This window comes from Candidatus Pelagibacter bacterium nBUS_25 (assembly GCF_051200975.1).
Taxonomy (GTDB): domain Bacteria; phylum Pseudomonadota; class Alphaproteobacteria; order Pelagibacterales; family Pelagibacteraceae; genus Pelagibacter.
This window is the reverse complement of the sequence record NZ_CP172846.1, coordinates 873,756-898,210: the sequence shown is the minus strand read 5'-3', so window position 1 is coordinate 898,210 and position 24,455 is coordinate 873,756. Positions and strand designations below refer to the sequence as shown.

24 protein-coding genes are annotated in these 24,455 nt (G+C 27.2%); 14 read left to right on the top strand and 10 right to left on the bottom strand.

The features are described from left to right. Positions 1 to 1,116: an LptF/LptG family permease gene (locus ACIJYH_RS04810; protein WP_435162515.1), complete on the bottom strand. Its 1,116-nt coding sequence runs from the start codon at positions 1,114 to 1,116 to the stop codon at positions 1 to 3. A gap of 61 nt (positions 1,117 to 1,177) precedes the next feature. Between ACIJYH_RS04810 and ACIJYH_RS04805 the strand changes: the two genes are divergently transcribed. Beyond that, positions 1,178 to 2,635, top strand: coding sequence for a leucyl aminopeptidase (locus ACIJYH_RS04805; protein WP_435162514.1), 1,458 nt, complete (start codon positions 1,178 to 1,180; stop codon positions 2,633 to 2,635). Next, positions 2,628 to 3,038, top strand: a complete 411-nt coding sequence (ndk, locus tag ACIJYH_RS04800) for a nucleoside-diphosphate kinase (RefSeq protein ID WP_435162513.1) — start codon at positions 2,628 to 2,630, stop codon at positions 3,036 to 3,038. Before ACIJYH_RS04805 ends, ndk begins: the two co-directional genes overlap by 8 nt. Here the strand turns inward: ndk and purN are convergent. Beyond that, positions 3,028 to 3,606, bottom strand: a complete 579-nt coding sequence (gene purN / locus ACIJYH_RS04795; RefSeq protein ID WP_435162512.1) for a phosphoribosylglycinamide formyltransferase — start codon at positions 3,604 to 3,606, stop codon at positions 3,028 to 3,030. The genes ndk and purN overlap by 11 nt on opposite strands. Next, positions 3,584 to 4,615, bottom strand: coding sequence for a phosphoribosylformylglycinamidine cyclo-ligase (gene purM, locus ACIJYH_RS04790; protein WP_435162511.1), 1,032 nt, complete (start codon positions 4,613 to 4,615; stop codon positions 3,584 to 3,586). Before purM ends, purN begins: the two co-directional genes overlap by 23 nt. A gap of 11 nt (positions 4,616 to 4,626) precedes the next feature. Between purM and ACIJYH_RS04785 the strand changes: the two genes are divergently transcribed. Genes ACIJYH_RS04785 through aspS form a run of 3 tightly spaced genes read left to right on the top strand, consistent with a single transcriptional unit; the run spans position 4,627 to position 8,150 of the window. Continuing rightward, on the top strand, positions 4,627 to 5,706 hold the full coding sequence (locus ACIJYH_RS04785) for a hypothetical protein (RefSeq protein ID WP_435162510.1): 1,080 nt from the start codon (positions 4,627 to 4,629) through the stop codon (positions 5,704 to 5,706). Further along, positions 5,703 to 6,365 (top strand): DNA replication protein, encoded by a 663-nt coding sequence (locus tag ACIJYH_RS04780; RefSeq protein ID WP_435162509.1) that lies wholly within the window; start codon positions 5,703 to 5,705, stop codon positions 6,363 to 6,365. The genes ACIJYH_RS04785 and ACIJYH_RS04780 overlap by 4 nt, the downstream gene beginning before the upstream one ends. Next, positions 6,366 to 8,150 (top strand): aspartate--tRNA ligase, encoded by a 1,785-nt coding sequence (aspS, locus tag ACIJYH_RS04775; protein WP_435162508.1) that lies wholly within the window; start codon positions 6,366 to 6,368, stop codon positions 8,148 to 8,150. Positions 8,151 to 8,152: 2 nt separating this feature from the next. Here the strand turns inward: aspS and ACIJYH_RS04770 are convergent, their stop codons facing one another. Next, complete coding sequence (locus ACIJYH_RS04770; RefSeq protein ID WP_435162507.1) at positions 8,153 to 8,977, bottom strand: ribonucleotide reductase; 825 nt, start codon at positions 8,975 to 8,977, stop codon at positions 8,153 to 8,155. A gap of 114 nt (positions 8,978 to 9,091) precedes the next feature. On the opposite strand from ACIJYH_RS04770, the gene ACIJYH_RS04765 reads away from it, so the two are divergent. Then, positions 9,092 to 9,451 (top strand): NADH-ubiquinone oxidoreductase subunit NDUFA12 family protein, encoded by a 360-nt coding sequence (locus ACIJYH_RS04765; protein WP_435095649.1) that lies wholly within the window; start codon positions 9,092 to 9,094, stop codon positions 9,449 to 9,451. Continuing rightward, a complete protein-coding gene (locus ACIJYH_RS04760; RefSeq protein ID WP_435162506.1) occupies positions 9,414 to 9,818 on the top strand; it encodes a DUF2155 domain-containing protein in 405 nt (134 codons plus the stop codon). Before ACIJYH_RS04765 ends, ACIJYH_RS04760 begins: the two co-directional genes overlap by 38 nt. On the opposite strand, the gene accC is transcribed toward ACIJYH_RS04760, so the two are convergent. Genes accC through aroQ form a run of 3 tightly spaced genes read right to left on the bottom strand, consistent with a single transcriptional unit; the run spans position 9,815 to position 12,028 of the window. Beyond that, positions 9,815 to 11,152 carry an acetyl-CoA carboxylase biotin carboxylase subunit gene (gene accC, locus ACIJYH_RS04755; protein ID WP_435095643.1) on the bottom strand — a complete coding sequence of 446 codons (1,338 nt, stop codon included), beginning with the start codon at positions 11,150 to 11,152 and terminating at the stop codon, positions 9,815 to 9,817. The two genes, ACIJYH_RS04760 and accC, sit on opposite strands and share 4 nt — an antisense overlap. Positions 11,153 to 11,156: 4 nt before the next feature. Next, complete coding sequence (locus ACIJYH_RS04750; protein WP_435162505.1) at positions 11,157 to 11,591, bottom strand: acetyl-CoA carboxylase biotin carboxyl carrier protein; 435 nt, start codon at positions 11,589 to 11,591, stop codon at positions 11,157 to 11,159. Beyond that, positions 11,588 to 12,028 (bottom strand): type II 3-dehydroquinate dehydratase, encoded by a 441-nt coding sequence (aroQ, locus tag ACIJYH_RS04745; protein WP_435162504.1) that lies wholly within the window; start codon positions 12,026 to 12,028, stop codon positions 11,588 to 11,590. Before aroQ ends, ACIJYH_RS04750 begins: the two co-directional genes overlap by 4 nt. Positions 12,029 to 12,044: 16 nt before the next feature. On the opposite strand from aroQ, the gene thiS reads away from it, so the two are divergent. Together thiS and ACIJYH_RS04735 are read left to right on the top strand one after the other, a co-directional pair. Then, entirely contained in the window at positions 12,045 to 12,263 is a 219-nt protein-coding gene (thiS, locus tag ACIJYH_RS04740) for a sulfur carrier protein ThiS (RefSeq protein ID WP_435087600.1), read from the top strand. Then, on the top strand, positions 12,264 to 13,040 hold the full coding sequence (locus ACIJYH_RS04735) for a thiazole synthase (RefSeq protein WP_435162503.1): 777 nt from the start codon (positions 12,264 to 12,266) through the stop codon (positions 13,038 to 13,040). Here ACIJYH_RS04735 and ACIJYH_RS04730 read toward each other — a convergent pair. Continuing rightward, on the bottom strand, positions 13,033 to 14,859 hold the full coding sequence (locus ACIJYH_RS04730) for an Rne/Rng family ribonuclease (RefSeq protein WP_435162502.1): 1,827 nt from the start codon (positions 14,857 to 14,859) through the stop codon (positions 13,033 to 13,035). The genes ACIJYH_RS04735 and ACIJYH_RS04730 overlap by 8 nt on opposite strands. A 104-nt stretch (positions 14,860 to 14,963) precedes the next feature. Between ACIJYH_RS04730 and ACIJYH_RS04725 the strand changes: the two genes are divergently transcribed. The 3 genes from ACIJYH_RS04725 to ACIJYH_RS04715 all read left to right on the top strand — a co-directional run bounded on the left by ACIJYH_RS04725 (position 14,964) and on the right by ACIJYH_RS04715 (position 20,816). After that, positions 14,964 to 17,300 (top strand): penicillin-binding protein 1A, encoded by a 2,337-nt coding sequence (locus ACIJYH_RS04725; RefSeq protein ID WP_435162501.1) that lies wholly within the window; start codon positions 14,964 to 14,966, stop codon positions 17,298 to 17,300. A gap of 63 nt (positions 17,301 to 17,363) precedes the next feature. Next, positions 17,364 to 18,396, top strand: a protein-coding gene (prfB, locus tag ACIJYH_RS04720) for a peptide chain release factor 2 (protein ID WP_435164256.1) whose coding sequence is annotated in 2 segments (ribosomal slippage) — positions 17,364 to 17,879 and positions 17,881 to 18,396 — 1,032 coding nt in all. Because the reading frame shifts where the segments join, the coding sequence is not laid out codon by codon here. Next, complete coding sequence (locus ACIJYH_RS04715; protein ID WP_435162500.1) at positions 18,393 to 20,816, top strand: hypothetical protein; 2,424 nt, start codon at positions 18,393 to 18,395, stop codon at positions 20,814 to 20,816. Before prfB ends, ACIJYH_RS04715 begins: the two co-directional genes overlap by 4 nt. On the opposite strand, the gene tyrS is transcribed toward ACIJYH_RS04715, so the two are convergent. Then, on the bottom strand, positions 20,813 to 22,042 hold the full coding sequence (gene tyrS, locus ACIJYH_RS04710; RefSeq protein ID WP_435162499.1) for a tyrosine--tRNA ligase: 1,230 nt from the start codon (positions 22,040 to 22,042) through the stop codon (positions 20,813 to 20,815). The two genes, ACIJYH_RS04715 and tyrS, sit on opposite strands and share 4 nt — an antisense overlap. Before the next feature lie 47 nt (positions 22,043 to 22,089). Here tyrS and ACIJYH_RS04705 point away from each other — a divergent pair, with 47 nt between their 5' ends. Then, a complete protein-coding gene (locus ACIJYH_RS04705) occupies positions 22,090 to 23,238 on the top strand; it encodes an anhydro-N-acetylmuramic acid kinase (RefSeq protein ID WP_435162498.1) in 1,149 nt (382 codons plus the stop codon). Here the strand turns inward: ACIJYH_RS04705 and ACIJYH_RS04700 are convergent. Then, entirely contained in the window at positions 23,235 to 23,879 is a 645-nt protein-coding gene (locus ACIJYH_RS04700; RefSeq protein WP_435164253.1) for an alpha/beta hydrolase, read from the bottom strand. The genes ACIJYH_RS04705 and ACIJYH_RS04700 overlap by 4 nt on opposite strands. Positions 23,880 to 24,028: 149 nt before the next feature. Between ACIJYH_RS04700 and ACIJYH_RS04695 the strand changes: the two genes are divergently transcribed. Beyond that, positions 24,029 to 24,454, top strand: a complete 426-nt coding sequence (locus ACIJYH_RS04695; RefSeq protein ID WP_435087588.1) for an Rrf2 family transcriptional regulator — start codon at positions 24,029 to 24,031, stop codon at positions 24,452 to 24,454. Position 24,455: the final 1 nt, after the last annotated feature.

Sequence of the window (24,455 nt, the reverse complement as noted above, 5' to 3'; positions counted from 1 at the left end):
TTATAATTTTCTATAGGATATTTTTAATTTATAGACAAAAATAAAGTAAATGATCAAAGTAATAATAATTGGTAAAATTGAGATTAGAATATTCTTAGTCAAACTATTAGTAATATAGCCTAGTGAACTTTCAGATAAAACAATTATTGCAAAACCTGCAAGAAAAACAAAAAATTTATTTTTGTTATATTTCTGATTTTCCTTTGTAGTTAAAATTAATAATAAGGAAATCAAAATTAATACAGGCAAATAAAAAGGACTTATCAATCGTTGAAATAATTCTTTGTAAATAATTTTTGGTGACTTGCAACTTATTGTATTATTTATCTTAATCTCAAAAATAGATTGAACACATTTTATTAGGATAAATGTTGTTTGATCTTGGATTTTTTCATAAGTAACAATATGTGAGTTCATATTTGTTATTCCAAAATCTGATTTAGAAAAATTAAAGTTTGTAACATTTTCACCATTTTGATTTAAGGTTTGACCTTGATAGAGAACTAAAATTTTTTTATTACCTTTTAATTCAAAAATCCCTTTTTTTGCAAATGTAATTTGAAAACCTTTTGTTTTATTATTTTTTTTTATATAAATATTTTTTAGCTCCCCGTTAACATCTTTTTCTTGGGCAAATATGGTTAGTCCTCTTATGTTGTCATTAAATTTTTTTGGTTTTATTAACCCCTCAAAATAATCCACATTTGAAGTTCTTAATGTTGATCTAGCTAATTCCTGTGATTTTGGAACAAGGATTGACAGAAATATTATTTGGATCAACATGATTAAAATTGAAATCCAAAAAAAAAAATTAACTACACTTATTTTGCTAACACCATGGTTCCAAAAAATAATTAATTCATTGTTGGCTTCATATTTAATAAATGTATAAGAAAAGCTAAAAAAAAGTGCAAAAGGTAAAATTCTGCTGACAATTTTTGGAAAGTTTAGTAGCGTATACTCAAAATAAATATTATAATTTCTACCACCTTCAATAATAATATCTAAAAAATTTACTGCCTGGAAAACCCAGATTATTGTGCTGATACCAAATAGTGCTAGTAGGAAATATGTTAAACAATCTAACAATAGTTTTCTAAATATAATTTTTTTCATTGAAATATCTTAATTTTAACAATATATAGCACCCTACTCGTAAGGAGTGTATTTAAAATTTATGACAGTTCAAATTAATTATAAAAGTACAATTTCAAAAAATGTTTCGTCAAATCTTGTGTTATTTGTTAATGAAAAATTCAATATTAGTGCATTAAAAACCCATATTTCAAATTCTGAATTTTTATACATTTCAGATTTATTAAAGACTAGTGATATAAAAAAAGATTTACTTTTTTTCAAAATTAATTCAACAAAAACAATATTTTTAGTGTCTGTTAAGAAAGATATTAAAACATCTGATATAGAAAGTTTGGGTGCTAAATTTCATGGTTATATAGATTTTAATAAGAAAAACGATTATTTTGTTAACTCAGATACAATCAATAGCAAAATAAATAATTTTGTAGGATTTTTTTTACATGGATTAAAATTAAAATCCTATGAATTCAATATTTATAAATCAAAAAAAAATAAAAAACTTGTTTCTGTAAATATTATTGGAAATGAAAATAAAATATCTACACATGATAAATTAAGATTTAAAGCATTAGAAGAAGGAACTTTTTTTGCAAGAGACCTTGTTTCAGAACCAGGTAATGTTTTGCACCCCGATGAATATGCAAAAAGAATTAAATCCCTTAAAAAATTTGGTTTAAAAATTAATATCTATGATGAAAAAAAATTAAAAAAACTTGGCATGAATGCTTTACTTGGAGTCGGCCAAGGTAGTATTAGAGGGTCATACCTTGTTACAATGGAATGGAATGGTGTAAGAAATAATTCTAAACCCTTAGCATTTGTTGGAAAAGGTGTTTGTTTTGATACAGGTGGTATTTCTTTAAAACCAGCAAAATTTATGGAAGACATGACTTATGATATGGCTGGTTCTGCATCAGTTGTTGGATTAATGAAAACACTTGCAGTAAGAAAAGCAAAAATTAATGCTGTTGGAGTAGTGGGTCTAGTTGAAAATATGATTGGTGGAAATGCCCAAAGACCAGGAGACATTGTAAAATCTTATAGTGGTAAAACAATTGAAATACTGAATACAGATGCAGAAGGTAGATTGGTTTTAGCTGATGCTCTTACTTTTACTGAAAAAAAATTCAAACCTAAATTTATAGTTGATTTAGCAACTCTAACAGGTGCTATTATAGTTTCCCTTGGTTCAGAATATGGTGGTCTTTTTTCAAACGATGACAAATTATCCAAACAATTATTAGAAGCGGGAGATAAGGTTGAAGAAAAGTTGTGGAGAATGCCACTACATAAAAATTTTGATAAATTAATAAATTCAAAAAATGCTGATATGCAAAACATTAATTACGTTGGTGGAGCAGGATCAACTACAGCAGCGCAATTTTTACAAAGATTTGTTTTAAACAAAACCCCTTGGGCACACCTAGATATAGCTGGAATGGCTTTTTCAAAATATGGAGGTGCATTAAATTCTGGTGGAGCAACTGGCTACGGAGTAAGATTATTAAATAAACTAATAGAGGACGATTATGAGTAATACAGAGCAAACATTGTCAATTATCAAACCAGATGCGGTTGAGAGAAATTTAGATAATGAAATAAAAGAAATGTTTAAAAACAAAGAATTTTTAATCATAAAAGAAAAAAAGATTCAAATTGAAAAGGCAGAAGCAGAAAAATTTTACAAGGTTCATGAAACAAAGCCATTTTATAACGATCTTTGTGCTTATCTTTCTTCAGGACCAATTGTGGTAATGGTACTTGAAAAAGAAAATGCAGTATTAGGTAATAGAGAGTTAATGGGTGCTACTAACCCAAATGATGCTGAAGAAGGAACTATAAGAAAAAAATATGGAATTTCTATTGATAAAAATTCTGTACATGGATCAGATAGTGTCGAAAATGCAAAAATTGAAATAGACTTTTTCTTTAAAGACTAAGTATCTTTAAAATAGCAGCTGGGTAGAGTTTATGCTCTTGAATTAAAACCTTTTTTGCTAAGATACTAGGGGTATCAAACTTACTAATTCTAACTTTCTTTTGACTAATAATTTTACCAGAATCTAGTCTAGAATTTACAAAGTGAACAGTACATCCGGAATATTTATCTTTGTTTTTGATTGCTTTTTCGTGGGTATTTAATCCTTTATATTTTGGAAGAAGAGAAGGATGAATATTTAGGATTTTTCCTTTAAAGTTCTTAATAAAACTTTTCGATAAAATTTTCATAAAACCTGCAAGACAAATTAAATCTATATTATTTTTTTTTAATTCATTGATAATTTTTTTTTCAGATAATACGTTTTTAAAATCAAATACCTTTTTTTTAATTTTATAAATCTTTGAATATTGTAAGCCTTTTGCTTTAGAATTATTAGAAATAATCATCTTAATGATTATTGGTGATTTTTTAAGTTTAGAAAATTTGATAAGAGATTTTAAATTACTACCTGTTCCAGAAATAAAAATTGCTGTTTTAATTTTATTAGATCCAGTTGACAGAGCCATTTAATTTAACTTTATCTTTAAAATTTTTAGTAATTTTTCCAATAACATACGGTTTAAAATTATTTGAGAAATATCCTTTGATTTTATCTAATTTTTTTGGATTGACTATTAAACAAAAGCCAACACCACAATTGAATGTTTTAAGCATTTCTTTATTAGATATACCATTTTTATGTAACCATTTGAAAATTTTAGATGTTTTAATTTTTTCTAAATCTATTTCTGCTGAAAATTTATTCGGAATTACTCTTTTGATATTATCAGCTAAACCACCCCCAGTAATATTTGCACATCCATTAATTAAATTTTTATCCAATAATTTCAAAACTTCATTTACATAAATCTTAGTTGGTTTAATTAATTCTTTTTTTAAAAATTTATTTTTTTTGATATCTATTTTTTTTTGTTTAAGAAGATAACGCACCAAAGAATAACCGTTTGAATGCAAACCATTTGAAGGAATAGCCAAAACTAAATCATTATTTTTAATTTTATTTTTACTTAAAATTTTATCTTTACCAACAATCCCAACTGCAAAACCTGCAATATCGAACTTGCCTTTTTCATATGTTCCAGGCATTTCAGCTGTTTCTCCACCAACTAATTCACATTGAGATAGCTTACATCCTTTTACAATGCCTTTAATGATGGATTTTAATTTCTTTAAATCAATTTTATTTATAGATATATAATCTAAAAATAGCAGAGGCTTAGCTCCCTGAACAATTAAGTCGTTAACGCTCATTGCAACCAAATCAATACCAATAGTGTCGTACTTATTAAGTATGTTTGCAATTTCTACTTTTGTGCCAACACCATCAGTGCAGGCAACAATTTTAGGTTGTTTTATATGATTGGGAATGTCTGATATGGAACCAAATCCACCAATATTTGAAAACTTTTTTTTGCCCCTTTTTTTTGATGAAACAGATGAAATGAAATTAACAAATTTATCAGCAGCATTTATGTTAACTCCACTTTTTTTATAGGTTATTAATTTATTATTCATTAATATGTTTTATGAAATTTAATATTAAACTTTTTAATTGTAAAAGATTATATATTCTTTTTTGCTTACTTGCTTTGTTAAATATTTTTTTTTCCACAGAAAACATTCAAGCAAAGACTTTCTCAATCAATGATATAGAAATATCAACTCCTTTTGAGATTAATTTTGATAAAAATAAGATAATTGACGAAGGTTTTGCGCAGGCATTTAATAGGTTGGCTTTATCCATATTGCAAACACAAGATCAAAAAAAACTAAGTAAAACACCAATTGGTTTAATCAAAAGTATGATTGAAACTTTTTCAATTCAAGAGGAAAAATTTATTAATGAAGTTTATTATTTATCTTTAAATGTATCATTTAATAAAAAAAAAATATTAAATTTAATGGAAAAAAAAAATATTTTCCCATCTCTTCCAGTTGAAAAAAAAATATTTTTTTTACCAATCTTAGTAGATAAAAATAAAGATGAAATTTCAATTTTTTCTGAAAACTATATTTTTAATAATTGGAATTTTAATAACCAAAAATATCATTTATTAAGATATGTTTTACCCACTGAAGATCTAGATGATTTCAATTCAATAAAAAGATATTCAAAAATCTTGGAAAGTTATAATTTTAATGAAATTATTAAAAAATATAGTCTTGATGATTATATTATATCAATCATCTATAAAGAAAATAATGCAATTAAAGTTTTAAATAAAATAAACTTTAATCAAGAAGAAGATCTTAAAAATATTAGTTTTCAAAATCTTAATATAGATAATTATAAAGAAGCAGATAAATTAATTGAAAGTTTAAAAAGTATTTATGAAAATTATTGGAAGAGTAAAAATGAAATTAATACATCGGTAAAGATATCTTTAACTATTTCAATTAATAACAATGACAATTCAGAAATTTCAAAGTTTGAAGAAATATTAGACAATACAGATTTGATATATGATTATCATATTTTTAAATTAAACAATAAAGATAATTTTTATAAAGTTATATTTAATGGATCACCAGATTACTTTCTTAAAATTATGAAAAATAAGAATTATGAATTTGATATTCAAAATCAAATTTGGGTAGTTAAATGAGTGATTTAAATCAATTAATATTAAATTTTGATTATGATCAAAATTTTAAAGATCAAGATTTTTATGTTTCAAAAAGCAATGAGTTTGCATTTAAATTATTAAATAGTTGGCCCAAGTGGGAAAAAAATTTTGTAAATTTAATTGGAGAAAATTTTTCTGGCAAAACTCATTTGGTCAATATCTTTTTACATAAGTTTAAAGGAATTAAGATAGAGGCTAGTGAAATCAATAATGAATTTCTAAAAAAAATTAAAGTCTTTGAAAATATAATTATTGAAAATTTTAATGATAAAATTGATGAAAATTTATTATTTACTTTAATTAATATTGTTGATCAGGACAATAAATATTTAATTTTAACCTCGAAAACTCCTCTTGTTGACCACTCTTTTAATTTAAGTGATTTAAATTCAAGATCAAAAAATTTTTTATTGTGTAATATTGAGAAACCAGGAGATGATTTGATGTTTGCGCTTATATTAAAAAACTTATCTGATCGCCAAATATCTATAGATAAGAAATTAGTTGATTTTATTATTAAAAGAATTGATAGATCGTATGGCAAAATTTTTGATTTCATATATAAAATTGACAAAATTAGTTTAAAACGAAAAAAACCAATCGATTTTAAAATTATAAAAGAAGCCCTAGGAGAATAATTGAATAAATATAGATCACATAATTGTAACGAATTGAGAAAAGATGATTTAGATAAAGACATTTCAATCTCTGGGTGGATTAATAAAAAAAGAGATCATGGGAACCTTTTATTTATTGACCTCAGAGATAACTACGGAATTACCCAATGTATTATAGATAAAGAAAATAAAAATTTTTTAGATTTAGAAAAAACTCAACTTGAAACTGTCATAAAAGTAAGTGGAAAAGTTGTTAGCCGTTTTGATGAGACGATTAATAATGAGATTGAAACTGGTGAAATTGAAGTTGTTATAAATGAATTTGAAATATTAGGAACTTGCAAAGAATTACCAATGCCAGTTTTTAGTGATCAAGAGTACGCTGAAGAAATAAGATTAAAATATAGATTTTTAGACTTAAGAAGAAAAAAAATTCATGAAAATATAATCTTAAGATCAAAAGTGATTTCATATATCAGAAATGAAATGACTAAACTTGGTTTTTTAGAATTTCAAACACCAATTTTAACATCATCAAGTCCAGAGGGTGCAAGAGATTTTTTGGTTCCAAGCAGACTAAACCCTGGAAAATTTTATGCATTACCACAAGCACCTCAACAATTTAAACAATTAATAATGGTCTCTGGTTTTGATAAATATTTTCAAATTGCTCCTTGTTTTAGAGATGAAGATGCTAGAGCAGATAGAAGTCCAGGGGAATTTTATCAATTAGATTTAGAGATGTCTTTTGTGGAACAAGAAGATGTTTTTAATGTTGTCGAAAGTTTAATGGTTAATACCTTTAAAAAATTCTCAAATAAAAAACTATTTTACGATAAATTTCCAAAAATTTCATATGCTGATGCAATGTTAAATTATGGAAGTGACAAGCCTGATTTAAGAAACCCATTACTTATAAATGATATTACAGAAATATTTACAAGAGAAGATGTATCGTTTGAGATATTTAAAAAACTTGTAAAATCTGGTTCAAAAGTCAGATGTATTTCAACTAAAAATACAAAAGATAAACCTAGAAGCTTTTTTGACAATATTGATAAATGGGCGAAAGAACAGGGTGCTTCAGGATTAGCATATTTTACTTTTGAAAAAGAAGATCAGCTTTCAGCTAAAGGACCAATTGGAAAGTTTTTTTCACATGAAGCTTTAGAAGAAATTATGAAACAAACTAACTCAGAAGTAGGTGATAGTATTTTCATGGCATGCGGAAAGCAAAATGATCTAGAAAAAATTACCTCACTTGCTAGAGATAAAATAGCTAAAGATCTAGATTTAATTGACGATGATGTTTTTGCATTTTGTTGGATTGTTGATTATCCAATGTTTGAGAAAGATGAAGTAACTAATAAAATTGAATTTAGTCACAATCCATTTTCTATGCCACAGGGAAATTTAAATGAAGAAAATTTTGAAAAACCTTTGGATATATTAGCTTATCAATACGATATTGTCTGTAATGGTATTGAACTTTCTTCTGGTGCGATAAGAAACCATAAGCCAGAACTTATGTACAAACTTTTTTCAATTGCGGGGTATGACAAGAAACAAGTAGATGAAAAATTCAGTGGTATGATTAATGCATTGAGTTATGGAGCCCCACCTCATGGAGGAATAGCCCCTGGTATTGATAGGATAGTAATGTTGCTAGCAAATGAAAAAAATATTAGAGAAGTAACAATGTTCCCAATGAACCAAAATGCACAAGACTTAATGATGAAAGCTCCATCTGACGTAAGCGAGGACCAATTAAAAGAACTAGGTATTGCTATAAAAAATAAGAAATAAAATTATTTTTTACCTTTTAAGCTTATTTTAACATCTGAAAGATCTACTAAATTTTTTTTATAATTATTTCTTACAAAACCTTTGCTGGTTATATCTTTTACAATTTTTAATAATTGGTTTTGGTCCTCAGATTGATTTTCTTCATTTGTAGCTGACTCGCTTCCTCCAATTGAAGGTGTATGAGCCAGATCTTCTCTATTTTGATATGATATTGCTAATTCTCTAAAAATATAATCCAGTATTGAACTTGCACTTAGTATTCTGTCATTACCATGCACTTTTCCAGATGGCTCAAATTTTGTGCCAACAAATGCACTTATGAACTCATCAAGTGGCACACCATATTGAAGTCCTAATGATACAGCGATTGCAAAATTGTTCATTAGAGCTTTTACTAATTCTCCTTCTTTGCTTGTATCAATGAAAATTTCTCCTATTTTGCCATCCTCATACTCACCAGTATGTAGATAAACTTTATGATTTCCAATAGTAGCTTTCTGAATGTAACCTTTTCTTCTATCTGGCATTCCAAATCTTTTACCACCTCTTTCAGATGATTTATTGAAGTTTGCAATAATGTTTTCTTTATTTTCCGTGCTAGCTTGGTTTACCTCAGCTACGACTTCTACCTTTTTACTTTCAATGACTTTATTATTATTTGGATCAAGACTTTTTGTTTTACGATTATCAAGTTTTACGTCTAGTACCTCGAATTTTCCATCATCTCTTTTTTCAAGATTTTTTAACTCTGTTTCATTTATATCATCCAAGTAATGATTAACTTTAAACGTACATGTGTAGTAAGTCTCAACTAAATATTTTGCCATTTAACTCCAATTTAAATTTTAATTTGAATATTGAATCAATTAATTTATATACATATTCATATTTTAGTCTAATTTAAATTATACAATTTTTAATTGAATAAATAAAAATATTTTATGTTGACACTTTTAAAAAAAATTTTCACTTGGTGGAATCAAGATACCTTTGGTACTAGATTAAAAACAATTTTTTTTGGAAAATTAGTTGGTAGTGATGAGCTTGGTAACAAATATTATGAAAATAAAAATGGAAAGAGATGGGTTATTTATGCAAACACTATCGATGCCTCTAAAATACCAGTTGAATGGTACTCTTGGATGCATTTCACACCTAATAAAATAGAAAAAACGCATGAACTTAAAAAATATGATTGGCAAAAACCTCATCAATCTAATTTAACTGGCACTGAAAAAGCTTATTATCCAAACAAAGATAAAGATGGAATCAAAAAAAAATATTCTAGCTGGAAACAATAAATTTAATTTTTATCTTTTTATTTTAGTTTATTTTTTTTTAATAAATCACTCATTTGCAAAAGATAACACCGAAGGTGTTTTTACAGATTTAAAAATTTTAGATAAAATTAGTTCAAAAAATACCTTAGTAAAATTGAAAAATGGAGAGCTAATTACATTTAAAGATCTCTCTATAAAAAGTTTAAAGTGTAAAAATTCAGAATTTGATGATAATCCTGAAATTACTGCCTATATACAAGTTAAAGATCTAACTGCTGAAAATAATAATGAGGTATTCGTATTTAATGGCTGGATGTTTTCATCAAGTCCATCAATTACTCCCTTTGATCATCCAGTATACGATGTTTGGCTTGTTAAATGCTATTAGACTATAGTATCTTTATCTAACCAGCTTACGTTAAAATCAGAATTAATAAATTTTTTATGACTAAGTAGTTTTTTATGTAGAGGAATAGTTGTGGTAATTCCTTCTATAACAAATTCATCTAGAGATCTGTTCATTCTTTGAATTGCCTCAGTCCTATTTCTTCCATGACAGATCAGTTTGCAAACCATACTATCGTAATAAGGAGTAACCTTATATCCTTGAAAAATAGCCCCATCTACTCTTGTTCTGAAACCAGATGGTTGATGACACATACCTATAGTGCCAGGGGAAGGTTGAAAGTTCTTGCTAGCATCTTCTGCATTTATCCTACATTCAATTGCATGACCTCTTGGGTTAATATCACTTTGTTTGAGAGCTGTTTCTCCTGAAAAAGCAATCCAAATTTGTTCTTTTATTATGTCAATACCAGTTACCATTTCTGTTACAGGGTGTTCAACTTGAACTCTCGTATTCATCTCCAGAAAATAAAATTTTCCATCTTCGTAAATAAATTCTACAGTTCCAGCACCCAAATAACCAATTTTTTTAACCATCTTCACAGTTCTTTCAAATAAATCTTTTCTTATTTCATCATTAAGAACTGGACTCGGTGTTTCCTCAATTAATTTTTGATGTCTTCTTTGGACAGAACAGTCTCTTTCATGAAGATGAACAACATTATTTTTACCAGCTAAAATTTGGACCTCTATATGTCTTGGATTTTGAAAAAACTTTTCAATATACACTTCATCATTACCAAAGTATTTTTGCGCTTCTGATTTTGCGGTAGAAAACAAAGTTTCGAACTCTTCTTCTTTGTAAACAATTTTCATACCTTTTCCGCCACCACCACCCGAAGCTTTAATTAAAACAGGAAATCCAATTGTTTTACATAGTTCTTTAGCTTGAGCTATATCAGTAACACCACCCTCAGAACCCTCAATTACTGGTAAACCATTCTCTTTAGCAATTCTCTTTGCTTGAATTTTGTCACCCATCATTTCAATATGTTTTGATGATGCACCAATAAAACTTATTTTATTTTCTTCAAGAATTTTTGCAAAACTAGCATTTTCAGATAAAAATCCATAACCAGGATGTACCGCATCAGCATTAGTAAGCTCAATTGCTGACATTAAATTAGGAATATTTAAATAACTATTTGCAGGTTGGTGAGATCCAATGCACACACTTTCATCAGCCATTCTCACATGCATACTTTCTCTATCAACATCAGAATGAACAGCAACAGTTGGAATTCCCCATTCTTTACAAGCTCTAATAATTCTAACTGCAATTTCCCCACGGTTTGCAATTAAGATTTTTTTAAACATTATTTTACTCTAGAATAATAATGGTTTGACCAAACTCAACAGGATGACCGTCTTCAACACAAATTTCTTTTACAATACCATCTGCTGTTGAAGGCACATGGTTCATTGTTTTCATCGCTTCAACTATCATTATAGTGTCACCTTTTTTAATTTTTCTACCAACTTCAACAAATTTTTTCGCACCAGGTTCTGGAGCGTGGTAGGCGGTACCAATAATTGGTGAGGTAATTTCGGTACCTGATTTTATATTTGGTTTCTCAGAAACTTTTTCATTTCCAGTTTGTGCACTTGCTGTTGTAATGACTGGCTGATTGCTAATAGATACATTATTCTTAGAAACTTTAATTTTAGTATCTTTTTCAGTAATTTCAATCTCAGTGAGATTGAACTCATCCAAATAATCACTTAATTCTTTTATAATACTTTTATCTATTTTCATTTTTTTAAGATCTTTTCTATTGAAATTATGGCTAAAATATAACCTTCAACTCCTAAACCAAAAATTCCTCCTGTTGCTATATCACTTATAAGAGATTTATGTCTAAATTCCTCTCTTTTATATATATTTGATATATGAAGTTCAATTATTGGCTTTTTAAATAAATCAAGAGCATCTCTGATTGCAACTGAAGTATGCGTAAAACCTGCAGCATTAATAATCATACCATCGTATTTTTTTCTAGCATTTTGAATTAAATCTACAATTTCTCCCTCAATATTTGATTGAACAAACTCTAATTCTAAATCAATCTCATTTGACTTTTTTAAACAGCTTTCTTTTAATTGCTTAAAGGTAGTTGAGCCATATTGTGATTGTTCTCTTTCACCTAATAGATTAAGATTTGGACCATTAATAATAATAATTTTATTATTCATTCAACACTTATATACGATGAAAAAAATAAAAAAAATAGAAATTAAAGTAAATGGTAAATTAAGATCTATTTCTGATAATTTTAAAATTTTAGATTTAGTAAAAGATCTAAAAATCCCATTAAAAAAAGTGGCAATTGAACTTAATCGAGAGATAATAGATAAAAAAAATATTAGTAAAATTAGTATAAAAAAGAATGATAAAATTGAAATAGTTCATTTTATTGGAGGAGGTTAAATGAAAAATGATAAAATAATTATTGCAAATAAAAAATTTAATTCTCGATTAATTGTTGGCACTGGCAAATACAAAAACATGTTAGAATGTGCAAAAGCAATTAAACTTTCTGGAGCTGAAATCGTAACTGTTGCAGTTAGAAGGGTAAATATAGCTGATAAAAAAAAACCACTTCTTATGGATTATGTTGATCCAAAAAAAATTACTTATTTACCAAATACAGCAGGATGTTTTACTTCAGAGGAAGCTTTAAGAACACTTAGGCTAGCTAGGGAAATTGGTGGTTGGAAATTAGTTAAATTAGAAGTTTTAGGTGATAAGCAAAATTTATTTCCTGATATGATTGAAACTTTAAAATCAACAGAGGTTTTGGCCAAGGAAGGTTTTAAGGTCATGGTTTATTGCAACGATGATCCATTAATGGCGAAACGATTAGAAAACTCAGGTGCAGATGCGATCATGCCGTTAGCCGCACCTATTGGTTCGGGCTTGGGCATTCAAAATAAAACAAATATTCAAATTATTAGAAAGCAGACAAAGTTACCATTAATTATAGATGCTGGTTTAGGCCAAGCATCAGACGCAACTATTGCTATGGAGCTAGGGTGTGATGGTGTTTTAGTTAACACTGCTATTGCTAAAGCAAAAAAACCATTTGATATGGCGCTTGCATTTAAAAATGCTGTGATTGCTGGTAGACAATCATTTTTAGCTGGACGTATCAATAAATATATATACGGAAATGCATCTTCACCAAAAACAGGAATTATTAAATAGCTACTGCTTTTTTTACAAACTTTTTTTTGAAATAAGGTTTCTTTTTAAAAGGTTTTTTGTGAAATTTTTTAGCTTCTTTCTTATCAATAATCTTGTCTTCTTTAATCTGTATTTCTAAGTTTTTTAATTTTTCAAAATGCTCGATGAGTTCAATTGTTTTTTTTGATTTATTTTGAATATTAATAATATATTCTGGAATAATAAGAGTGGGATCGCTAACAATATCTATTGTCATTTTGTTTTTCTTTTCAAAATAAGTTAAATCATCAACAAAATTCTCTTTTAAAAAATCAGAAATTTTCTCACACACCTTAAGCTCAACAAATTTAGCTTTATTAATTACTGCTTTTAATTCAACAGTTTTAAGTAATTTTTGAGCAAATGACTCGTCTGTTAGAGTTACTTTCCATTTAATTGCGCTTTCCCTTAACCTTTGTCTAGACATCTCAAGAAGACCAAAATTACTTATTCTTCCAATTTGGATCCTTGCTCTATCAGTTCTACATTTTTCTTTAAGTTTCCTTTCAACCAATCTTCTATTTCCATAACTAAGCATATCAATGAAGTCGATTATAATTAGACCAGATAAATCTCTTATTTTAATTTGCCTTGCAATTTCTTCAGCTGCTTCAATATTTGTATCTAATGCAGTGCTCTCTACATTTTTACCTTTAATTGAGCTTCCAGAATTTATATCGATTGATACAAGTGCTTCGGTAGGGTTAATTACTAAATATCCCCCTGATTTAAGTTTTATTTCTGAGTCAAATATTTGGTTTAATTTTTGTTCAATATTTTCTTCAATAAAAAGAGGAACCTTACCTCTATATTTTTTTACCTTTTTAACACTAGATGGCATAATCATTTTCATAAAGGTTTGTGCTTTTTTATAACCTTCGTTACCTTCAACTATTATATTTTGAGTATTTTCATCAAACATATCTCTTAAAGTTCTTTTTATAATTTCACTTTCTTGATGAATTAATGATGGAGCTATAGAATTGATCGCAGTATCTTTAATCTGACTCCATGTTTTGATTAGAGTTTCTAAATCATTATTAATTTCATTTTTAGTTTTATTGCTACCTGCTGTTCTTACAATTAATCCCATTTCTTTTGGAATTTCAATTTCATTTAAAATAGTTCTTATCTTTTTTCTATCTGCTGGATTAAATATTTTACGAGATATTCCACCACCTTTTGGAGTATTTGGCATTAAGACAATATATTTTCCAGCAATTGAAATAAACGTACTTAGTGCTGCACCTTTTTGTCCACGCTCATCTTTGATAACTTGTACTAAAATAACTTGATTTGGTTTTATAACTTCCTGTATTTTATATCTTTTAAATTTAAATCTAGTCTCTTTCTTTTTATTTTTTTCCTCATTTGAATTATTTTTTTCATCAAGACCATTGTCATTTTCCTCTGAGGGGTCTTTTTCAATATTAATAGGGTCATCCATTTCAAGTTTCCCGTCAGCAATATTTTCTTCCTCCTTAGCCTCAACTTCCTTAGAAAGTTCTTCTCTAGCTTTTTCCTCTTCTTTTTTAATTTTATCTAAATCTGCTTTAGGTATTTGGTAATAATCTGATTGAATATCATTAAAAGATAGAAACCCGTGTCTATCTCGTCCAAAATCAATAAATGCAGCCTGAAGGGATGGTTCTATTCTACTAACTTTACCTAAATATATATTATTTTTTATTAAATTGTTCTTTAAACCTTCGTACTCGTAGTCTTCAATATTGTCATCTGATTTAAGAACAACTCTAGTTTCATTAGGATGCGATGCATCGATATATAAATTTTTTTCCATAATTGTTTATTTGATTGATTCATTTAATATTTTAATTGTATATAAAATTTTGTTTATTTCTAATGCCTTATCTTTAACAAATTCCAAGATATAATGGAAATAAAATGAATAAATTTATAAAAAATACACTATTTATTTCGTTATCTCTTCTTTTATTGCTAGGTATTTTGATATTTGGAATTTTATGGACTTATTCAAAAAATATTCCTGATTATAGATTTCTTAAAAACTACAAACCACCTGTATCAAGCAAAGTATACTCTGGCGATGGGGAGCTTGTTGCAGATTTTTCAAAAGAAAAAAGAATATTTGTTCCATTTAACTCAATTCCAAAAAATGTAGTTAATTCCTTCTTATCTGCTGAGGATAAAAATTTTTTTTCTCACCCAGGTGTGGATGCAAAAGGAGTTTTAAGAGCAGTGATTAACAATATTTCTAACATAATTTCATCAAAAAGACTTGAGGGTGCTTCGACAATAACTCAACAAGTAGCTAAAAATTTTTTGTTATCAAATGAGGTTAGTCTTAACAGAAAAATTAAAGAGGCAATTTTAGCATTTAGAATAGAAAGAGCGCTATCTAAACAAAGAATTTTAGAATTATACTTAAATCAAATTTATCTTGGAAGCGGTGCATATGGTGTTGCTGCAGCAAGTTTACAATATTTTGACAAATCCATAAAAGATCTAGACTATAGTGAGGCAGCTCTTTTAGCCGCCCTTCCAAAGGCACCAAGTAAATATAATCCATATCGAGATATTGAGTTAGCTAAATTTAGAAGAAATTTAGTTTTAAAAAACTTGTTAGAAAACAAATATATAGATTTAAAAAAATACAATTATCTAAAAGATAAAAAAATTAATTTAAATAAATCAAAAAAAGTTTTCTTAGAAGACGCTCAATATTATATTGAAGATGTTCGAAAAAAGGTAATCGAGACTTTAACTTATGACAAAGTTTACAAGCAAGGTTTTAATATTAACACACCAATAAATTTAGAATTTCAAAAAATAGCAACCCAAACACTTAGAGATGGGTTAATATCATATGATAAAAGAAAAGGTTGGAGGGGAGTATTAACAAATAAAAATTATTCAAAAAATTGGAATAAGGATCTTGAGAAGTATAATTTAGAAGACTCAATTAATTGGAAATTAGCAATTATTAAAAAATTAAATAAATTTTCAGTAAATATTGAAACTGAAGATAAATTAAATGGAAAAATTGAATTCAAAGATATTTCTTGGACAAAAAAAGAGTTCGATCAATTATTCAAAGTTGGAGACATAGTTTATGTAAAAAAAATTGGTGCTAAAAGTTATAGTTTGAAACAATTACCAAATATCAATGGTGGAATAGTTGTTATGGATCCTTATACAGGTCGAGTATTGGCTTTAAGTGGTGGCTTTAGTTTTAAAAAAAGTGAATTTAATAGAGCGACACAAGCCTTTAGACAACCTGGTTCTGCTTTCAAACCATTTGTTTATGCTTTGGCTCTTGAAAATAATTACACCCCAACAACCTTAATTTTGGATGCTCCTATTGTTTTAGATCAAGGAGAAGATCTTAAAATGTGGAAACCAGAAAATTATGGAAAAAAATTTTATGGACCTTCAACTTTGAGAATTGGTTTAGAAAAATCAAGAAATTTGATGACTGTCAGAATAGCTCAAGATTTAGGTGTAAAAAAGATAATAAATTTTTCAAAAAATCTAGGTATATACGATAATCCTGAAGAACTTTTGTCCATTTCACTTGGATCTACTGAAACAACTTTGTTAAAATTAACCTCAGCTTATTCAGTATTTGTTAATGGAGGCAAACTTGTTGACCCAATTTTAATTGACAGGATTCAAGATAGTGAGGGAAAAACTATTTTTAATAATGGTAAAAGAAAATGTATTAATTGTGATCAAATTTCTTACTTAGGTAAAGATTATCCAATTATAAAAGATAATTATAAAAAAATTTTTTCTCCTCAAACATCTTATCAGATGACCTCAATACTTGAAGGGGTTGTTCAAAGAGGAACAGCTAAAAAATTAAGAGATCTGGAGTTAAACATTGCAGGAAAAACTGGCACTACTAATAAAAATACTGATACTTGGTTTATTGGATATACTTCTAATTTATTAATTGGTGTTTATGTTGGTTTGGATAATCCTTCACCCCTAGGAAGGTATGAAACTGGTTCAAAAACAGCTTTACCTATTTTTAAAGAATTTATTAAAAAAACAGTTAATAAATCAGATGCAAGACCATTCAAAGCAGCAGAGGGGATGGTAATGATGGTGGTTGATCCAAATACTGGTCAAAAAGCAAAATTTAATTCTAAAAATACCATAATTGAAGTCTTTAAAAAACAAAATGTGATTGATGGAAAAGTTTTATATTCAAATAATGATAGATTAGATGCTAATAATATATTAAAATTTTACTAATGGATGATAAATATCAAGATTATAAAAAAGAAATAGAAAAGATTAACTCAAGAGTTAAGGAGTATCTTTGAAAAAAATAATATTCATTCAAAACTTGAAGCATTAAACTCTAAAATGTTAGAAGCTAATTTCTGGCAAGATAAAGATAATTCAAAAAAAGTAATTAAAGAAAAGAAATTATTTGAGGATCTGCTAAACACTTATCAAATTTCAATTGAAAAGCTCTCAGATTTAGATGATTTAAGTGAGTTAGCCTTAGAAGAAAAAAATGAGTCTGTACAAAAAGAAGTATTACAAAACATTAAAGAACTAAGAACTTTAGTAAAAAAAAATGAAGTTAAGTGTTTTTTATCAAATGAAGCAGACTCTCTTGATTGTTACATAGAAATACACGCGGGTGCTGGTGGCACCGAAAGCCAAGATTGGGCAGAAATGTTGAGAAGAATGTACTTAAAATGGGCAGACCAAAAAAATTTTAAATCAAACTTAATTAGCGAACATAAAGGAGATGAGGCTGGCATTAAATCATCAACAATTAAAGTTGAAGGTGATTATGTTTTTGGTTGGCTTAAAAAAGAGTTCTGGGATCCATAGATTGGTTAGAATATCACCATTTGATTCTGGAGCGAGACGACATACAAGTTTTGCAAGTATATGGGTGTATCCAGTAGTTGATGAAAATATCAATATTGAAATTATTGAAAAAGATTTAAGAATTGACACATATCGATCTAGTGGAGCAGGTGGCCAGCATGTAAATACAACAGATAGTGCTGTAAGAATTACTCACATGCCATCTAAAATTGTTGTTCAATGTCAAAATGAGAGATCTCAACATAAAAATAAAGAAACATGTATGAACATGCTAAAAGCAAGATTATATGATTATGAAATTAAAAAAAAAGAACAAGAAAATCAAAACACAGAAAATTCTAAATCTGAAATTGGATGGGGACACCAAATTAGATCATATGTTTTACAACCGTACAGACTTGTGAAAGATAATAGAACAAATTTTGAAAGCACGAGCCCAGATAAAGTTTTAGATGGAGATTTAGATGAATTTTTAGAACAATCTTTGTATCAAATCAAATGAGTAAAAAAATATTAAAATATATATCTATAATAGTAGGAATTTTTGTTTTATTAATAATTTATTTGAGCACTATTGGTATCGAGACAGAAAAATTTAACAAACAAATTCAAGATCTTGTAAAGCAAAAAAATAATAAATTTGATACTAGTTTAAAAAAAATAAAACTTACCTTAGACCCATTTAATTTTAAGTTTAACGCAAAAACAATAGATACTAAAATAATTTTTGGAGACAAGATAATTGAGCTTGAATACATAAAAACTCAAATATCATTGAATTCATTAATCAAAAATCAATTAGTTACATCACACATAGAAATATCAACTAAACCAATTTTACTTAAGAATTTTGTATCATTTGTAAGATCAATTAATGATAAGCCTGAATTATTTTTTTTAGAGCGATTTATAAAGAAAGGATATCTAATAGCTGATTTAGAGTTTAATTTTGATGAGTTTGGTAAACTCCGGGAAGATTATAAAGTTAATGGATTACTTAAAGATGGTAAAATAAGTTTATTTAAAAAAAATGAATTAGAAAAAATAAATTTTCTTTTTAATATTACAGGAAACAATTTTAGCTTTACAGATATAAGTTTTGATACAAATAATATCAATTTTTTATCTGAGAGACTAAATATAAAAAAAAACAAAAAAGATTATTTTCTTGAAGGCAATATAAGAAACAAAAATTCCCCCTTAAATGAAAAATTACTTAAAACAATCAAATTAAAATATCCTCAATTTAATCTAATTAATGCAAACTTTGAGTCAGATAATGATTTTTCATTTAATATTAATAATAAGCTAAAAGTTGATAATTTGGCAATCAATTCAAACATTTTAATTCATAATTCTCAGTTTAAAAAAAATAATTTAATTAGTAATAATTTCAGCGAAATTAATGACTTAATTGATTTAAAAGATCACGAGATAAAAGCATCATATACTAATAAGAAATTATCGATTGAAGGAAAGGGACAGGTTAAGCTTCAAAACAAATTTGAATTTATTGATTATGAAATCACAAATAACGACTCTGATTTAAATTTAGTATTAAATATTCAATTAAGTGAATTAGATATTAAAAACCAAAATCTAATTAAAGGTTACTTTCCTAAAACAAAAGAAATCTTAAATTTAAAAGATCATAAAATTAAATTAAATTATAAAGGTAATGATTTATCACTGAAAGGTTCAGGTAAAATTAAGTTAGAGAAAGAATTGAATAAAATAGAATATTTTTTTTCAACAAAAGATAACAAATATAAATTTGAAACTAATTTAGAGATTAATGACACACCTTTAAATATAGACTTTATTAATTATACAAAAGATAAAAACTTAAATTCTCAATTAAGAATAAATGGAAACTACACGAAAAAATTTGGACTTGATTTTAAAAAGATTAGTCTTTTATCAAAGAATAACAGCCTGGTAATTCATGATCTAATAATAGACAAAAACAATAAATTAGTGAAAGTGGATAAAATCGACTTAGATTATTTTGATAATAGTGGCAAGAAAAACAAATTTACATTTAGTAGGACTAAAAATAATGATTATGAGCTAAATGGATCCTTATTTAATGCTGATAGTCTGATTACGAGTTTGCTAAAAAGTAAAGATGATCAACAACTAGATCTTTTTAAAGAAAATATAAATATTACACTTAATTTTTCTAATGTTTATCTTGATAATGACAACGTTGTTAAAAATTTAAATGGGAAACTTCGAATTGTTGATAACAGAGTAACTAAAGCTAATATATCAGCACTATATGATAATAGTGAAAATTTAACATTTACAATAAAAACCAAAGATGATGAAAAAATTACCACTCTATTTTCATCTAGGGCCAAACCACTTGTAAAAAGATATAAATTTATAAAAGGTTTTGAAGATAATAATGAGGGTTATTTAGATTTTTATTCTTCAAAAAAGGATGGCATTGCAAATTCAAAATTGATTATAGATAATTTTAAAGTCAAAGAAATTCCTGCATTGGCAAAGTTACTTGCCCTTGCTTCTCTTCAGGGGATAGCAGATTTACTAACAGGAGAAGGTATTAGATTTACAGATTTTGAAATGAATTTTACAAACAAAAATGAACTTATGACAATTAAAGAGTTGTATGCAATTGGACCAGCAATATCTATTTTAATTGAAGGTTATATTGATGAAAATGATTTAATTAGTTTAAGAGGCACATTGGTTCCTGCGACTACAATTAATAGATCCATTGCTTCAATTCCATTAATTGGAGATTTGCTTATTGGAAAGAAAGCTGGTGAAGGTGTTTTTGGCGTAAGTTTTAAAGTGAAGGGTCCTCCGAAAAAACTTGAAACAACTGTAAATCCAATAAAAACATTAACTCCAAGGTTTATAACTAGGACGCTAGAAAAGATTAAAAAAAACTAATCTAATTCAATTTTTAAATGTCTTTTTTTTCCAATAGAAAGTTTAAGGTAGTTTTTATTAAAAAATTCATTTGTAATAATTAACTTCTCATCAGAAATAACTTTATCATTAATTTTTACTGCATTACCTTTAATTAATCTTCTTATTTCACTTTTAGATTTTTCTAATTTAGAAAGAATAATTAGATCAATTATATCCAATTTATTATCCATATTTTTTGAATTAATCTTGATAGAAGGGGAGCTTGATCCAAGTGAATTACCTGAAAATGCTTCTTTTGCAGCTTGTTCTGAATTTTTAGCAGCTTCTTCACCATGAAGCATAGAGGTTGTTTCATTAGCTAAAATTATTTTTAAATTATTGATGTTATTATTTTCAATTTTTTTAATATCTTCCATTTTCATATCAGTAAAATTTTTTAAAAATTTTACAACATCTCTATCATCTGTGTTTCTCCAAAATTGCCAATAGTCATAAGCTGAAAAAAATTTTTCATCCAACCAAATTGCTCCATTTTCAGATTTTCCCATTTTAGCTCCTGTGGCCAGAGTAATTAAGGGAGTCGTTAGACCATAACTTTGTTTGTTTGAATATCTTTTGATAAGCTCAACACCATTAACAATATTTCCCCATTGATCTGAGCCACCGATTTGTAAGGCACAATTTTCTTTTTTGCTTAGTTCTAAAAAATCATAAGCTTGCAAAATCATATAGTTAAATTCCATGTAGCTTAACGATTGTTCTCTATCTAATCTTAACTTTACACTATCAAAAGTTAGCATTCTATTAATCGTAAAATGTTTACCTATATCTCGAAGAAAAGAAATATAATTCAAATTTTTAAGCCATGTATAGTTATTTACAAATATAGGTTTTGTTTCTGGGTCGTTGTTGTCTAAAAATTTTATTAGTATATTTTTTATATTCTTAATATTTTTTTCAATTTCTTCTTCACTTAGTATTTTTCTTGTTTTATCTTTTCCAGAAGGGTCACCAATTCTTGTTGTGCCTCCACCCAGTAGCACAATTGGTCTATGCCCGTTTTTTTGCAATAATCTAAGACACATGATTTGTAATAGGCTGCCAACATGTAAGCTTTCAGCAGTGCAATCAAATCCGATGTATGCTTTAATTTTTTCCTTGTCCATTAAGCTGGACAATTCATCTTCATTTGTACATTGATAGAAGAGTCCTCTATCTTTAAATTCTTTTAAAAATTTATTCATAAGTTTATAGTTACACAATATACAAATTTTTATTAAAAAGAATATCAATGAAAAATAAATTATATACAGCTATTGGGTTGATGAGTGGAACTTCAATGGATGGCGTTGATGTGTCATTGATTAGATCAGATGGATTTAATCAATTTACCAATGTTTTAGATGAATATTTTGAATATAATGAAAATTTACATCAACAATTAATTAAATTAAGAAATTTAATTTTAAGCAGTAACGATTTGAAGCTGTACTCTTCTAGATTAAACGAGCTTGAAAGAGAAATTACTATATTTCACAGTGAAATTGTTAGTGAGATGTCTTTAAAATATCAAGATGAGATTGATTTTGTCGGTTTTCATGGGCAAACAATTTTTCATAATCCTGAGCAAAAGATTTCAAAACAATTAGGAGATGGAAGGTTAATGTCCCAATTAGTTAAAAAAAAAGTTATTTATGATTTTAGACAAGAAGATCTAGCGAATAAAGGTCAAGGCGCCCCGTTAACACCTATTTTTCATAACTTATTGTCTAAAAGAATAAATGAAAAACTCCAAATAAATTTTCCTCTTTGCTTTCTTAATATCGGAGGAATTTCTAATATTACTAAAATAATTAAAAAAGATGAAAAATTAGAAGAGAACTTAGAAGCTTTTGATTCGGGTCCTGGCAATTGTATGATTGACGAATGGGTAAGAAAAAATTCAAAAAATAATTTTGATGAGAATGGTTCAATTGCAAAATCTGGTAAAATTAATCAATTAATATTAAATCAAGTAATTGATAACTTCAAAATAGATAGTTTTGATAAATCTTTAGATGTTAAAGATTTTGATATTTCATTTGCAAGAGGACTATCATTAGAAGATGGTTGTGCAACAATCACTAATTTTACTGCTTACCTTATAGCAAAAGGTATTGAACATGCTAATGGAAGCAATATTAGACCAATAAAATATTTAGTTTGCGGTGGGGGGAGAAAAAATACTTTTCTTATCCAAAGTGTTAAAGATTATTTATTACACAAACGAAATATAAGTTTAAACTCTATTGATGATTATAATTTAAATGGAGATTTTATTGAGTCTCAAGCATTTGGTTATCTTGCAATTAGATCATTTTTAAATTTACCAATATCATATCCAAAAACTACTGGTTGTGAATTACCTACAGTAGGTGGCAAGTTAGTTAAAAACTTTTAGTAAAGAGCAGTTTCTTTTTTTATATATTTATCAAGATTTGTAATTAAAGATTCTTCTGTTTTTGAAAAAAAATGATTTGCTTCAGGGACAGATTGAAATTCTACTTTAATACCTTTTTGAGCACTTAATCTTTTGTCTAGTTCAGTAATATATTCTAAAGGGACTAATTCATCTTTTTTACCATAAATCATTAGTCCAGAGGTAGGGCATGGTGATAAAAAAGAAAAGTCATAAACATTTGGTTGAGGAGAGATTGCAATAAATCTATTTATTTCTGGTCTTCTCATTAATAGTTGCATAGCAATTAATGAGCCAAAAGAAAATCCTGATACCCAACATTGTGAGTTGTCAAAATTTTCTCTTTCAAGCCAGTCTAATGCAGCAGCTGCATCTGCAAGTTCACCTTGTCCGTTATCAAACTCACCATCACTTTTACCAACACCTCTAAAATTTACTCTACATACTGAAAAATCATTATCCATAAATGTATGGAAAGTATCTACCACAATTTTGTTGTTCATAGTTCCTCCATATTGAGGATGTGGCTGTAACACTAGTGCAATTGGAGATGTATTTTTTTTACTCTTATAGTATTTTGCTTCTAGTCTTCCAGCGGGACCTGGAATAAATATTTCTAAAATTTTATTATCCATATGCGATATTGATTATTATTCTCAAAAAAAAACTACGTTTATCATAAGTGAGCGACAATATGTTAGTTTTTTTAGACCAATATATACTTGACCATTTTAGTCAGGTATGTTTAAAACGCACAATTTTAAAGGGTAATATGAAATTAACATCAAAGAGTAGATACGCAGTAATGGCATTAGCAGATTTAGCCAGGTTTGATGGCATTAATCCTGTATCACTAAGAGACATTTCTTTGCGCCAGGGCATATCTCTGGATTATTTGGAGCAAATTTTTTCTAAATTAAAAAAAAATCAAATTGTTCAAAGTACCAGGGGAACACAAGGTGGTTATGTGCTTTCTAAAAAACCGAACGAGATAAAGCTTACCAATATTTTTCATGCTGTCGATGAAAAGGTAAAAACTGTTCAATGTAAAAAAGAGTCAAAAAAAGGCTGTAATGGTAAAACCACAAAATGCTCTACTCACAATCTTTGGGATGAGTTGGAAACACATATTAACAGTTTTTTTGAGAAGAAAAGTTTAGAGGATTTATTAAAAGACAATAACAATCAAAGTAATTAAA